General features: G+C 60.3%; 11 protein-coding genes. 1 reads left to right on the top strand and 10 read right to left on the bottom strand.

Annotated features, from left to right (window positions below; translation table 11 throughout):
* Window positions 1-134: 134 nt before the first annotated feature.
* Genes ACSQ26_RS25260 through ACSQ26_RS25250 form a run of 3 tightly spaced genes read right to left on the bottom strand, consistent with a single transcriptional unit; the run spans window position 135 to window position 4013 of the window.
* Complete coding sequence (locus ACSQ26_RS25260) at window positions 135-1103, bottom strand: substrate-binding domain-containing protein (protein WP_436013835.1); 969 nt, start codon at window positions 1101-1103, stop codon at window positions 135-137.
* A complete protein-coding gene (locus ACSQ26_RS25255) occupies window positions 1090-2415 on the bottom strand; it encodes an ABC transporter permease (RefSeq protein WP_436013833.1) in 1326 nt (441 codons plus the stop codon). Before ACSQ26_RS25255 ends, ACSQ26_RS25260 begins: the two co-directional genes overlap by 14 nt.
* Window positions 2412-4013 (bottom strand): sugar ABC transporter ATP-binding protein, encoded by a 1602-nt coding sequence (locus ACSQ26_RS25250; protein ID WP_436013831.1) that lies wholly within the window; start codon window positions 4011-4013, stop codon window positions 2412-2414. The genes ACSQ26_RS25255 and ACSQ26_RS25250 overlap by 4 nt, the downstream gene beginning before the upstream one ends.
* Window positions 4014-4228: 215 nt before the next feature.
* On the opposite strand from ACSQ26_RS25250, the gene ACSQ26_RS25245 reads away from it, so the two are divergent.
* Window positions 4229-5245 carry a LacI family DNA-binding transcriptional regulator gene (locus ACSQ26_RS25245; RefSeq protein WP_436013829.1) on the top strand — a complete coding sequence of 339 codons (1017 nt, stop codon included), beginning with the start codon at window positions 4229-4231 and terminating at the stop codon, window positions 5243-5245.
* Window positions 5246-5285: 40 nt separating this feature from the next.
* Here ACSQ26_RS25245 and ACSQ26_RS25240 read toward each other — a convergent pair whose 3' ends face one another.
* From ACSQ26_RS25240 to ACSQ26_RS25210, 7 genes are all read right to left on the bottom strand, one after another.
* Window positions 5286-6827, bottom strand: coding sequence for a SpoVR family protein (locus ACSQ26_RS25240; RefSeq protein ID WP_436013827.1), 1542 nt, complete (start codon window positions 6825-6827; stop codon window positions 5286-5288).
* 12 nt (window positions 6828-6839) lie between these two features.
* Window positions 6840-8162: a YeaH/YhbH family protein gene (locus tag ACSQ26_RS25235; protein ID WP_436013825.1), complete on the bottom strand. Its 1323-nt coding sequence runs from the start codon at window positions 8160-8162 to the stop codon at window positions 6840-6842.
* 24 nt (window positions 8163-8186) lie between these two features.
* Window positions 8187-10136 (bottom strand): PrkA family serine protein kinase, encoded by a 1950-nt coding sequence (locus tag ACSQ26_RS25230; protein ID WP_436013823.1) that lies wholly within the window; start codon window positions 10134-10136, stop codon window positions 8187-8189.
* A gap of 199 nt (window positions 10137-10335) precedes the next feature.
* Entirely contained in the window at window positions 10336-11742 is a 1407-nt protein-coding gene (lpdA, locus tag ACSQ26_RS25225; RefSeq protein WP_436013821.1) for a dihydrolipoyl dehydrogenase, read from the bottom strand.
* Window positions 11743-11762: 20 nt separating this feature from the next.
* Window positions 11763-12521 (bottom strand): SDR family oxidoreductase, encoded by a 759-nt coding sequence (locus ACSQ26_RS25220; protein WP_436013819.1) that lies wholly within the window; start codon window positions 12519-12521, stop codon window positions 11763-11765.
* Window positions 12509-13000: a hypothetical protein gene (locus tag ACSQ26_RS25215; protein ID WP_436013817.1), complete on the bottom strand. Its 492-nt coding sequence runs from the start codon at window positions 12998-13000 to the stop codon at window positions 12509-12511. The genes ACSQ26_RS25220 and ACSQ26_RS25215 overlap by 13 nt, the downstream gene beginning before the upstream one ends.
* A gap of 10 nt (window positions 13001-13010) precedes the next feature.
* Window positions 13011-13427, bottom strand: coding sequence for an MAPEG family protein (locus tag ACSQ26_RS25210; RefSeq protein ID WP_436013815.1), 417 nt, complete (start codon window positions 13425-13427; stop codon window positions 13011-13013).
* Window positions 13428-13429 lie beyond the last annotated feature (2 nt).

Raw genomic sequence — 13429 nt, 5'->3', positions numbered from 1 at the left:
TCCAAATCGATTTGCAAATTGTTTTGCAAATCGATTTGGAGAACAATTCCCGCCCGGTGCACCCGTGACGATCTACGCACAAACGAAAAAAGGCCGGCGCAAATCGCCGGCCCTCATATTGGATCATGCTGAAATTACATGCCCTTTTCCTTGAGCACCTGGGCGGCATTCTCGGCGGTCACCTTCATGGTCGGCAGAACGACGGCCTTTTCGACCTTCTCACCGTTGAGATATTTGATCGCCTGGATCAGGCCCTCGGCACCCGGCGTGGCATAGAGGAAGGTGGCGGTCAGTTCGCCATTCTTCACCCAGGTCACGCCCTCGCCCGGCAATGCGTCGATGCCGATGAACTTGATCTCCTTCTCCCGGCCCGCGTCCTTGGCCGCAAGATAGGCGCCATAGGCCATCGGATCGTTGTGGCCGTAGACAACGTCGATCTTCTCGTTGTTGCGTAGCGCGGTCGCCATGATGTTGTAGGCCTGGTCCTGTTTCCAGTCGCCCGATTGCTGGTCCAGCAGGTTCTTGATGCCCGGCTCCTTGTCGGTGAATTCATGGAAGCCGTCATGCCGGTCATGCGCCGGCTGCGTGCCCATGCCGCCCCAGATTTCGACGATGTTGCCGGTCGCCTTGCCCTTGCCACCGAGCAATTCCACCGCGTACTCGCCCGCAGCGCGCCCGATCAGCTTGTTGTCGCCGCCGACGAACTGGATGTATTTGTCCGTCTCGACGTTGCGGTCGAGCACGAAAACGGGGATCTTGGCGTCGATCGCCTGCAGTACCACACCGGTCAGGCCGGCGGACTCCTTGGGCGAGATGAGGATTGCATCGACTTCCTGGCGGATCAGGTTCTCGACATCCGCCACCTGCTTCTCGGTCTTGTCTTCGCCATCGGTAACGATCAATTCGACTTCCGGATGTTTCGCCGCCTCGGCGATGATGTCCTTGTTGAACTGGGCGCGCCAAGGTTCGATCGTGGTCGCCTGGGAGAACCCGATGCGCCATTTCTTGTCCTGCGCCATCGCGTCGCCAGAAGCGACAAGCGATGTGGTGGTGAAAAGTGCGGCCGTGACGACCGCGAGCTTGAGCATATCACGACGTTTCATTTCCGTTTTCTCCAGTGTTGAGAGACATGGTCTCTTTTGGCGGACGCTCCTCCCGGGACGCCTCCGATCTTGCGCGCTTGGGCATACTGAGCCGAAAACGCGCAAGAATATCGCGTGCATTGCGCTCCTGAACGAGCACCGTGCCGATGATGATGAGCCCCTTCAGCACTAGTTGAAGGTTCGAATTGATGTTGTGCAACTGCAGGATGTTCGACAGCAGGCCGAAGATCAGCACGCCGCAGAAGGTGCCGGCGAGGCTGCCGCGGCCACCCATCAGGCTGGTACCGCCGATGACCACGGCAGCGATCGCGTCAAGTTCCAGCCCCGCGCCGGCATCGGGTTTTCCTTGCCGATACTGCGCGACGTAGAGGACTGCGGCTATGCCCGCGAGCAGACCGGACACCGCATAGGTAATGATCTTGACCCGTCCGCTGTCAATGCCCGAAAGCCGCGCCGCCTCCTCGTTGCCGCCGATGGCATAGACGAAGCGGCCGAAGGGCGTGAATTTGAGAACCACGCCATAGATGACGATCGCGATGATGAAGAAGATGCCCGGCATCGGGATGATGCCGAAGACGAGCGACCGCAGGATGTCGAAATCCGCGGTCGCGTTGGAGCCTGTATAGACCGGCAGCACCGCATTGTTCTGCCCTGCCGTCAGCCGAGCGATGCCGAGCGCCGTGACCATCATCGCCAAGGTGACGATGAATGGTTGTAGCCGCCCCACCACGATGATGACGCCATTGATGGCGCCGAACAGAAGCCCAACGGCCGGCACGACCAGCAGCACACCGAGCACGCCGAACTTGCCGTCGCTCTGCGGCAGCAGGAAGAACAGCAGAAGCGCGCCGAGCACCAGTCCGACGAAGACCGGCACATACATACCCCGCGCCGCATCGAGCGTGAGATCGCGGCCATGCGCGACGCCTGTTCGACTTTTCTCGATATTGAGGAAGATGAATCGTGTGACGGCGGCGCCGATCACCAGCGCCGCGAGCAGGACGGCCGGTACCCCGATGAGAAACGCCGGCGTATCGCCCGGCACCGTCAGCAGCATGGCACAGACAACGCTGCAGATCGCCATCAGTGAACCGACGGAGAGATCGATGCCTCCCGTGATGATCACCGCCGTCATTCCCGTTGCGATCAGACCGGTGGTCGAGACCTGCCGGAGCACGTCGAGCAGATTGCCGCCGGACAGGAAGATGTTCTTCCCCGACGAGGTCACCGGCGACCACGTCACGCCAATCAGGAAGATGGCGATCAGTCCCCAATAGAGTTTCGTGCGGGAAACGAGTTTCATCATTGTCATGCAGTCACCTTTTCCAGCCGTCTCAGCGCGCGCGGTGCGGCAAGCTGCATGATGCGCTCCTCGCTCGCCGACGCCCGGTCGAGGATCCCGGTCTGCCGTCCCTCCGACATCACCAGGATGCGGTCGGCGAGATGCAGGAGTTCGGGCATTTCCGAACTGACGACGACGATTGCCATGCCCTCGCCGGCCAGCCGGAAGATCAGTTCGTAGATCTCGCTCTTGGCGCCGACATCGATGCCGCGCGTCGGCTCGTCGAGCAGCAGGATGCGCGGATTGGCGGCGAGGCATTTGCCGATCACCACCTTTTGCTGGTTGCCTCCCGAGAGCGTCCCGGCCACTTGATCCGTCCCCGAGGCCCTGATGCCGAGCGTCCGTACGGCGTTCGCCGCCAGCGCTTCTTCGCCCGCAAAATCGCGGACGCCGAAACGCGCGAGCCGTCCCACTAGCGGCAGAGCCACATTGTCGGTGATCGTGTCGTTGAGATGCAGCCCCTGCACCTTGCGATCCTCGGTGACGTAGCCGATACCGAGACGGCGCGCGTCGACCGGCGAGGTCACGTTTACCGGCTTGCCCTCGATAAGAATCTGGCCGTCGACCTGTCCTTCCCTGGCAGCCGTAATGGCCTGGAGGATTTCGGTCCGCCCGGCGCCCAGCAATCCGCCGATCCCCAGCACTTCACCGGCCGAGACGTCGAAGGTGACACCTTTCAGCACCTGCTTCCAACCTCGACGATCCGAGATCGACAAACCAAGGTCACGGACCGAAAGCACTGGCGCACGACCGGCACTTGCATCGCCCCGGGCGCTGTCCGATCGATTGAGGTTGCGTCCCACCATGGCCGCGATGATGCGATCCTCGTCGATCTCGGCCATCGCCTTGGTCCAGACGTGGCGACCGTCACGGAATACCGTGACCCGATCACTCAACTGCGTCACCTCGTCGATGCGGTGGGATATGTAGATTACGCCGACACCTGACGCAGCGAGTTGTCGCATGATGGCAAAAAGCCGCTCGCACTCCCCGGGCGACAGCGCCGAGGTCGGCTCGTCCATGATCAGAATGCGGGCATCGAGGGAGAGCGCCTTGGCGATCTCGACAAGCTGTTGCTCACCAATGCGAAGCGAACTGATCCGCGTTTCCGGGTCGAGCTCGATACCGAGGCGGGCAAGCAGCCTGCGTGCCTCACGAACGCAGCTCCTGCGGTCGACGAATAGTCCAGCGATCAAAGGCTCACGGCCGAGGAACATGTTCTCGGCGACCGTCAGTTCGGGAACCAGATTGAGTTCCTGATGGATAATCGCGACGCCGGCAGCCTCCGCATCCCGAACATTGGCGAAGTGGACGCCGCCGCCCGCGATCTCGATCGCCCCTTCATAGTCCGGATAGACGCCGGAGAGGATCTTCATCAGCGTCGACTTGCCCGCACCATTCTCTCCCATCAGGGAATGTATTTCGCCGGACAGGAGATCAAAACCAACGTTCTCCAACGCCGTGATGCCGCCAAATCTCTTTGAAATATTCCTGGCGGCCAGCAATGGAGCGCCAGGGAGGTCGGGCCTGAACGCGCTACCGGGGAAATCATCCAAGTCTTCCTGCATGACAATGACGGCCTCCCTTCCATCTTTGTCTCGCGGTCACGAGAGTGATGAAAAGCTAGTCTAAACGTTTCGATCCTGTCAAGCGATTCCGGGGATTATGAATCTCGCTTATTGCCGGATTGACCGCAATGCCCTAACATCGCTGGATTATTGGCACTCTAAACGTTTTGAAAATGGACCCAGTTTTGTCGAAACGCAGGAAGACGGCTCCGACAATGCTCGACGTCGCGGCAACGGCTGGCGTCTCGGTTGCCACTGTTTCCGCCTTCGTCAATGGCACGGTGCCGGTCAGCAGCGAATTGCGCGGCAGGATCGAACAGGCAATCCGGTCGATCGGCTACAAGCGCAACGCCATTGCGCGCAGTCTGAAGATGGGCACGACCAGGACGATCGGCCTCGTCATTGCTGATATCACCAACCCGTTCTTCACCGACGTAACTTCCGTGATCCAGGATGTGCTGCACCGGTCGGGCTATGCCCTTATGCTCTGCTGCACCGACGAGGATCCTGCCATGCAGGACGAACAGATTTCGCTTCTGCTCGACCGTATGGTGGATGGCCTTATCATTGCGCCGGCTGGCGACGATCACGCTCTCGAACGCATACTCTCGCGCGCCGACATCCCGACCGTGCTGATCGACCGGATATGCAGCGGCACCAACGCCGATGAGGTCGTGCTCGACAATCAACGCGCGGTGCAGGACGCCATCGAATATATGATCGGCCTCGGCCACCGCCGTATCGGTTACATTTCCGGCTCGCTCGATACCTCGACCGGCACAGGTCGGCTGGCAGGTTATAGGGTCGCGCTCGAAAAAGCAGGTTTGCCGGTGCGCGACGAGTTGATCCGCATCGGAAACTTCCGGGAGCGGGACGCATATACCGCAGCAATGGAGTTGCTTTTGCAGCCCGAGCGCCCGACAGCGCTCTTCTCCGCGAACAATCTCATGGTCATCGGCGTGATGAAGGCCATCCGCGACCTGGGACTGCGCTGCCCCGACGATGTCTCCGTCTCGAGCTTCGACGATTTTCCCTGGGCGGATGTCTTCCAGCCGAACCTGACCACCATCGCACAGCCTGTCCAGGCGATCGGCGAACAGGCGGCGCAGCTTATTCTTGATCGCATAGCACATCGAAACGAGCGGCCGCCGCGCCGTGTTGTTCTCACGGGGCGTCTCATGATCCGCGATTCTTGCCGGGCGGTTCCGGTTCGGATAGCGCCTGAGTTATAAATAGGCACCGGACCACAGCAACGCGGCCGGCGTTGCACGATCAACCGGCAATGACCGTGGAGCGCTCGTAAAGAACGTCGCCCGATGCTTCGACGCCGGTCAGGCTGACATCGTATCCCCAAAGCCGGCGAATATGCGCCAGGGTGGCGTCTCGGGTCTTGTCCTCAAGCAACATGCCGTCCTTCACCGTATGCCGCAATCGGAGCTGGCGATCCCCCAACAGATCGACGTCAACCACCTGTATGTCGGGCTTGTTCGTTGCCAGGTCGTAGTTCATGGCAAGCGCCGAGCGCACGGCGGAATAGCCACGCTCGTTGTGGATGGACCTGACTTCACAGAACCTGTCGTTGGCGCGGTCGGAAAGCTGGAACATGCGAAATTTGCGCATCACGGCGGGGCTGAGATATTGCAGGATGAAGGATTCATCGCGATGGTTGGCCCAGGCGTCGATGAGCGTGCCGCGCCAATCGCCGTTGCCCGCTATGTCGGGGAACCAATCGCGGTCCTCCGCCGTCGGAGTCGTGCAGATGCGCTCGATGTCCTGCATCATCGCGAAACCCAGCGCGTAGGGATTGATCCCCGAATAGCGCGGGTCGTCGAAACCCGGCTGGAAGACCACATTGGCGTGGCTCGCCAGAAGCTCCAGCACCGCGCCCTCGCTGATCTTGCCCTGGTCGAATAGCCTGTTGACGATCGTGTAATGGACGAAAGTCGCGCAGCCCTCGTTCATCACCTTGGTCTGGGCCTGCGGATAGAAATATTGCGCGATGACCCGCACGATCCTGAGTATTTCCCGCTGCCAGGGCTCGAGGATAAGGCTGTTCTTCTCGAGGAAGTAGAGCAGGTTTTCCTCGGGGAGATTCAATTTGCCCTTTCGCTCCGAGGCTTCGCGCTCTGCCTCCTCGATGTCGGCGGATCCGGCTCCCGAGGGCAGCGTTCGCCACAAATCGCTGTAATTCTGTTCCTCGTATTCCAGACGTTCCCGCGTCCGCTCCCGCACCTTTTCCGAGGAGAGACGAGGCGGACGGCGGTAGTGGAAGACACCATGGTCCATCAACGCATGGGCCGAGTCGAGGATTTCTTCCACCGCATTGACGCCATGACGCTCCTCGCATTTGGCGATATATTTCTTCGCGAAGTCCATGTAGCCGAGGATCGCGCCGGCATCCGTCCATTGGCGGAACAAATAGTTGTTCTTGAAGAAATGGTTGTGGCCGAAGGCAGCATGCGCGATGACCAATGTCTGCATCGGCATGGTGTTTTCTTCCATCAAATAGGTGATGCAGGGACTGGAATTGATCACGAGTTCATAGGCGAGACCCCGGCGGCCCTTGCGATAGAGCTGACTCTCGAACACGAAGCGCTTGCCGAACGACCAGTGCTGGTACATCAGCGGCATGCCGACGGAAGAATAGGCGTCCAGCATCTGCTCCGAGGAAATGATCTCGATCTGGTTCGGATAGACATCGAGCCCCATCTCATCGATCGCGATGGTCTCGATGGCGTCATAGGCGCGCGAAAGCGTTTCGAAGTTCCACTCGGAACCGTCAAACAGCAGGCCGGAAGCCCCGCGTGTCTCCATTCGCTCGTCCTCTCACTTGCGCATTTCTATTGGCTGATGCCGGGCAAAGAGTTTCCGGAACACCGGATAGATGTCGGCGGGCTTGGATATCCGCGTCATCTGGAAATTCGGCATCTTGCCATGAACCGTCCGGTACGCACGCCAGAGCGACGTTCCGTTGTCGGTCGCCCCGAATATATCGCTTTCACGCTCGTCGATGATCTCGACATAGGCATAATACTGGCAGAGGCGCATGAGATGTTCGCGAAGCAGATAGGCGCAGAGTTCCGAGTCGCCGTTGGCATTGTCGCCATCCGAGGCTTGCGCCGCGTAGATGTTCCAGACATTCGAGGGGTAGCGGTCCGCGATAATGCGTTGCATCTCCTCGAGCGCCGAAGAGACGACCGTGCCGCCGCTCTGCCTGTCATAGAAGAAGGTCTGCTCGTCCACTTCCCGCGCCTCGTCGGTGTGGCGGATGAAGACGATGTCGATCCGCTCGTATCGGCGCTTGAGGAAGAGATGCAACAGAACGAAGAACCGCTTGGCCAGATCCTTCTCGCGCTCGCCCATCGAGGCCGACACGTCCATCAGGCAGAACATCACGGCGTTCGCATTCGGTAGAGGCTGCTTTTCGAAGCGATTGAACCGGACGTCGACGGGATCGACATAGGCGATCCGCCGCCGGCGTCGTTCCAGCATCTCCAGTTCCTCGCGCAGGCTCTGCAAGCTGCGGCGTTGGGACTCGGAAGGCTTCTCTTCCTTCTCGAGTTCGGCGATCTGCTCGGCGATCGCCTGGAATTCCTTGTCGTTTGGACGACGCAACGCAACGCGCCGGCCGAAGCTGTTGCGCATCGTTCGCCCGACATTGATGTTGGTCGGCGTGCCCGCTGTCGTGAAGCCGACGCGGCGCGGCTTGAACGTCACGGTCTCCTTCAGGTTCAGCTTGACCATATCGGGCAGTTCAAGATCCTCGAAGAAAAGATCGAGCACCTCATCGCGCGACAGGATGAAGATGAAGTCGTCATCGCTGCCATCTCCCATGCCGGGCCTGCCGTGACCGCTTCCACCAACGCCGCCCTCGGGTTTCGGGATTCTATCGCCCGGCGAGTAGTCCTGATTGCCGGGCAACACATATTGCCGGTCGCCGGCATTCGCGGACGGCCGGAAGCTCGGCTCGTCGGCACCCCGTTTCGGCATCGGTACGCCGTGAGCGGCGTCCACGTCGATGATGTTGTCCGACTTCACCTGCTCGCGGATCGCACGCTTGATCTCGTCGTGGACGCGCTTGAGGAACCGCTGCCGGTTGTTGAGGCTCTTGTCCTTCGGGTTGAGCCGACGGTCGATGAAATTCGGCATCTGCCTGCCTCCGCTTGCACAGCGTTAGCCGGCCTTGTTGACGCGCATGTACCAATCCACGAGCCGCCGGACCTGTCGCACCGTATATCCACGCTCCGTCATGCGCTGGACGAACTGGGCGTGCTGCTTCTCGGTGGCACTGTCCTTCTTGGAGCCGAAGCTGATGACCGGCAGAAGGTCCTCGACCTGGCCGAACATGCGTTTTTCGATCACTTCCCTCAGCTTTTCATAACTGGTCCAGGCGGGGTTGCGTCCATTGTTCCTGGCGCGAGCGCGCAAGGTAAACTTCACCACCTCGTTGCGGAAGTCCTTCGGGTTGGCGATGCCGGCGGGTTTCTCGATCTGCGAGAGTTCGCTGTCGAGAATTTCGCGATTGAGGATCTGACCCGTATCGGTGTCCTTGAAGTCCTGGTCTTCGAGCCAGGCATCCGCATAGGAAATGTAGCGATCGAAGAGGTTCTGGCCGTACTCGCTGTAGGATTCGAGATAGGCCTTCTGGATCTCGTGGCCGATGAACTCGGCATAGCGGGCTGCAAGCTCGGACTTGATGAAGTCGAGATAGGAGGCCTCGATCTCCTTGGGAAACTGCTCGCGCCGGATTGCCTGCTCGAGAATGTACATGAGATGCACCGGATCAGCCGCGACTTCCTTGGTGTCGTAGTTGAAGGTTTCCGACAGGACCTTGAAGGCAAACCGCGTGCTGACGCCTGTCATGCCTTCATCGACGCCGGCGGCATCACGGTATTCCTGCAACGACTTCGCCTTGGGGTCCGTGTCCTTCAGGTTCTCGCCGTCGTAGACCCGCATCTTTGTGTAGGTCGGCGAATTCTCATGCGGCGCAAGCCGCGTCGCGACAGTGAACCGACTGAGATTTTCCAGCACTTCAGGCGCGCAGGGGCTTTTCGACAATTCGCTCTCGCGAAGCAGCTTCTCATAGATGAGCCGCTCCTCGGTCACACGCAGGCAATAGGGAACCTTGACCACCAGGATACGGTCGAGGAAGGCCTCGTTGTTCTTGTTGTGCTTGAACTGCAGCCATTCCGACTCGTTGGAATGGGCAAGCACGATGCCCTGGTATGGGAATCCACCGAAGTTTTCCGTGCCGTTGTAGCTGCCCTCCTGGGTCGCGGTCAGCAGCGGATGCAGGACCTTGATCGGGGCCTTGAACATTTCCACGAATTCGAGAAGTCCCTGCGTGGTCCTGTTGAGACCGCCGCTATAGGAATAGGCGTCGGGATCGGCCTGGCTGAAGTGTTCGAGCTGCCTTATATCGACCTTGCCGACCAGTGCCGAGACGTCCTGGTTGTTCTCGTCGCCTGGCTCGGTCTTGGCGATGGCGATCTGGCGGAGCCGCGAGGGCATGAGCTTCACAACGCTGAATTTCGAAATGTCGCCGCCGATCTCGTCCAGCCGCTTCGCAGCCCAGGGCGAGATCAAACCGGTGAGCCTTCGCCGCGCAATGCCGTATTTGTCTTCGAGAAGGTCGGCCATCCGGTCGGGGTGGAACAGGCCCAGCGGTGATTCAAACACCGGACTCACGTGGCCGTCGATGGCCAGCGTGTAGATCGGCAATTGCTCCATCAATTTCTTGAGGCGTTCGGCAAGAGACGACTTGCCGCCGCCCACTGGGCCGAGCAGGTAGAGGATTTGCTTGCGTTCCTCGAGCCCCTGTGCGGCATATCTGAAATAGCCCACGATCCGTTCAATCGTATCTTCCATGCCATGGAAGTCCGCGAAGGTGGGGTAGACCTTGATGGTACGGTTGGAAAAAATCCGCCCAAGACGTTCATCGGCACTGGTATCGATCAGTTCAGGGTCGCCGATGGCTTGGACCATCCTCTCCTGCGCCGTCGCATACATGCTTTTGTCATCGCGACACGCGAGGAGGTATTCCTGTAAACTCAGTTTTTCCTGTGCACCACTTATGTAAGTTTTTGAAAAGAGGTCAAAAACGTCGTTTTCATTCGCCCGCATGGTACTCTCCCGCGGCCGCTTGCTGGGAGACGCGATCGTCATGACGGCCGCTTATCGATGAACGAAGTTGAACACGATTCGTTCCCTTCGCCCAGATCAATTCGCAGATTTTTTCAATTGCGCCGCGCAGAGCCACGAGGCATCTTCTCTCCCAAGGGAAGAAGCATTGGCCGGCCGCCGCCGGCCCTTCTGTCAATTGCTACAAATGGATCGGCTTGAAGAACGTCGCCAAGGCGGCTTCCTTCACGGCTTCCGACATCGTCGGATGCGCATGCGTGGTGCGGCCGAGATCTTCCGACGAGCCGCCGAATTCCATCAGCACCGTTGCTTCGTGGATCATCTCGCCGGCGCCGAAGCCGACGATATGGGCGCCGAGCATGCGGTCGGTCGTGGCGTCGGCGAGGATTTTCACGAAGCCCTCGGTCGCCTCCATGGCGCGGGCGCGACCATTGGCGGTGAAGGGGAATTTTCCCACTTTGTAGGCGATGCCGGCCTTCTTGAGTTCTTCCTCGGTCTTGCCGACCGTTGCCACTTCCGGCTGGGTATAGACGACGCTGGGTATGGCATCATAATTCACATGGCCGTGCTGGCCGGCGATGATTTCGGCCACGGCAACACCCTCGTCCTCGGCCTTGTGGGCCAGCATCGGACCCTTGACCACGTCGCCGATCGCATAGATGCCCGCGACATTGGTACGGTAGCTGCCGTCGATTTCCACCCGGCCCCTGTTATCGAGCGCTACGCCCACGGCATCGAGGCCGAGGCCTTCGGTATAGGGCTTGCGACCGGTGGCGATCAGCACGACATCGGCCTCGATCGACTGGGCCTCACCGCCCTTCACTGGTTCAAATGTCACCTTGGCGCCCTTGCCGGTCTTTTCGACATTGGTCACCTTGGCGCCGAGCTTGAGTTCCATGCCCTGCTTGGTCAGCATGCGGGCAAACTGCTTAGAAACCTCGCCATCCATGCCGCCGAGGATCTGGTCGAGAAATTCGACGACCGTGACCTTGGCGCCGAGCCGCTTCCAGACCGAGCCGAGTTCGAGCCCGATGACACCGCCGCCGACAACGACCATCGTTTCCGGCACCTTATCCAGCACCAGCGCACCGGTCGACGAGATGATCACCTTCTCGTCGATCTCGACCGAGACGCCGGGAATGCCCGCGACATCGGAACCGGTGGCGATGATGATGTTCCTGGTCTCGAGTTCCTTGGCCTCGCCGTTATCCGACGTCACCGAAACCTTGCCGGCCGCAACGATTTTGCCCGTGCCCTGAAACCATTCGATCTTGTTCTTCTTGAACAGGAAGGCGACGCCCTCGACATTCGATTTCACCGTCGCATCCTTGTGCGCCAGCATCTTTTCGAGGTTCAGCTTCACGCCCGAGAGTTCGACGCCGAGGCTCTCCATGCCATGGCTGGCATGGGCATAGACCTCCGAGGCATGCAGCAGCGCCTTGGAGGGAATGCAGCCGATATTGAGGCATGTGCCGCCCGGCGTCGCGCGCTTGTCGATGACCGCGACCTTCAAGCCAAGCTGTGCCGCCTTGATCGCCGCCACATAGCCGCCGGGGCCGGTTCCGATAACAACAACATCGTAAGACATGGCAGATCCCTTAATGGCGGTCAGCGGCCGCCGCTCACATTCAAGATGGCCCCGGTAATATAGGTGGCCTGTTCGGAAAGTAGAAACAGCACGGCGTCGGCAATCTCGTCGGGATGACCGGGCCGCTGCACGGGTATCAGGTGGGCGAGCTGGCTTGCACGATCCGGAATGCCGCCGGAGGCATGGATGTCGGTGTCGATGATGCCGGGCCGGATCCCGTTGACGCGGATGCCCTGCATGGCGACTTCCTTCGAAAGCCCGACGGTGAACGCGTCGATCGCGCCTTTGGAAGCGGCGTAATCGACATATTGCCCCGGCGAGCCGATGACGGCGGCCATGGACGAGATGTTGATGATGACACCGCCCTGGCCGCCGCGTGCCGTGGACATGCGCTTGACGGCAGCGCCGGCGGCAAAGATCGCGCCGATGCTGTTGATCGCGAACATCCGCTCGAGCCGGGTCCAGGAATAATCCGCGACCTCGGAATAATGATCGACGACGCCGGCATTGTTGACGAAGCCGTCGAGCCGTCCGAATTTTTCATCGACGGCGGCAAAGATCGCGGCGATGCCCTCTTCCGTCCCGGCATCGCCCCGGACGATCTCAGCAGCGCCGCCATTCGTGCGGATTTCGTCGGCAAGCGTGCGCGCCGCATTGGCATTGCTGACGTAATTGATCATCACCTGCCAGCCGGCGGCGGCGGCCTTTTGGCAGATGCTGGCGCCAATGCCCCGGCTGCCGCCGGTGACCAGCAGAACCTTGCCGCTCATGACTTGCATCCCTTGAAGGTCAATACGTCCCACGGCACAACGCTCGCCATCTTGGCGCCCCAGGCGGTGGAATCGCGGAGCGCCGGGCCGAAGCCCGGCAGCAGGATTTCCGCCGCAGCCACCGACCCGGTCGGCGGCAGGAGCGCGATTTTGCCCTCGGCGCTGGCATAGATCACGCCTTGCCAGACCGTGCATTTGGCGAGGTCGTCGCCCGTGACGTCGCCCTCCGGGCAATTGTGGAACAGGATGCCGTTCGGCCGATCGACGGGCTCCGAGCCCATCACGAAGCCTTCGAGCTTCACGTCGGTATTCTTCACGGCCATCGAGAAGCGATAGGACGACGACGCGGCTTCGGAATCGACGGCTTCGAAGGTCAGTTCATAGGCGCCGTCGCGATCGGCATAGATGGCGTGTTCCTGCTTGCATTCGGCCGCGAAAGCGAGCGAGGGGAGCAGTGCCAGAGCCAGCGCTAGTTTGATGTTCGGCATCTTGGCTCCGTCAGGTTGAATATGCCGAATAAAGCACGCCTGATAACATCATGGCCAGACCGCTGGCGCCGACCAACCAGACGTACGAACGGATATAGGGCACACCGCCGAGATAGAGCGGGATATAGATGATCCGCGCGACGAACCACACCAGCGTGCCGGCAAATCCGATGCCGCTGCTGTCTCCGCCAGCCGCAAGCGCCAGGACCAGAACCACGAAACCCGGATAGGTCTCGCGAAAATTTGCCGAAGCGCGTGCTGCCCGTCCGGCCAGTTCGCCAAGTGGTGCAGGCGTGGCATCCCTCGGACCCGCATTCCACTCGCGCCCAACGTCACGATAGGCGAGACTCGACTGCAAGATGACGTGGAACATCAGCAGCACACTGAGTGCGGCAAGCACGGGAAATGACAAGAAGCCTGCCGCCATCG

Source organism: Rhizobium sp. LjRoot254, assembly GCF_964254105.1.
Lineage (GTDB): Bacteria > Pseudomonadota > Alphaproteobacteria > Rhizobiales > Rhizobiaceae > Rhizobium_E.
This window is presented reverse-complemented; position numbering and strand designations above follow the sequence as displayed.

Bases quoted from the DNA above. Each gene is read 5' to 3' on its own strand.
- ACSQ26_RS25260 (WP_436013835.1), bottom strand. From the start codon at position 1,103: ATGAAACGTCGTGATATGCTCAAGCTCGCGGTCGTCACGGCCGCACTT.
- ACSQ26_RS25255 (WP_436013833.1), bottom strand. From the start codon at position 2,415: ATGACAATGATGAAACTCGTTTCCCGCACGAAACTCTATTGGGGACTG.
- ACSQ26_RS25250 (WP_436013831.1), bottom strand. From the start codon at position 4,013: ATGCAGGAAGACTTGGATGATTTCCCCGGTAGCGCGTTCAGGCCCGAC.
- ACSQ26_RS25245 (WP_436013829.1), top strand. From the start codon at position 4,229: ATGCTCGACGTCGCGGCAACGGCTGGCGTCTCGGTTGCCACTGTTTCC.
- ACSQ26_RS25240 (WP_436013827.1), bottom strand. From the start codon at position 6,827: ATGGAGACACGCGGGGCTTCCGGCCTGCTGTTTGACGGTTCCGAGTGG.
- ACSQ26_RS25235 (WP_436013825.1), bottom strand. From the start codon at position 8,162: ATGCCGAATTTCATCGACCGTCGGCTCAACCCGAAGGACAAGAGCCTC.
- ACSQ26_RS25230 (WP_436013823.1), bottom strand. From the start codon at position 10,136: ATGCGGGCGAATGAAAACGACGTTTTTGACCTCTTTTCAAAAACTTAC.
- lpdA (WP_436013821.1), bottom strand. From the start codon at position 11,742: ATGTCTTACGATGTTGTTGTTATCGGAACCGGCCCCGGCGGCTATGTG.
- ACSQ26_RS25220 (WP_436013819.1), bottom strand. From the start codon at position 12,521: ATGCAAGTCATGAGCGGCAAGGTTCTGCTGGTCACCGGCGGCAGCCGG.
- ACSQ26_RS25215 (WP_436013817.1), bottom strand. From the start codon at position 13,000: ATGCCGAACATCAAACTAGCGCTGGCTCTGGCACTGCTCCCCTCGCTC.
- ACSQ26_RS25210 (WP_436013815.1), bottom strand. From the start codon at position 13,427: ATGGCGGCAGGCTTCTTGTCATTTCCCGTGCTTGCCGCACTCAGTGTG.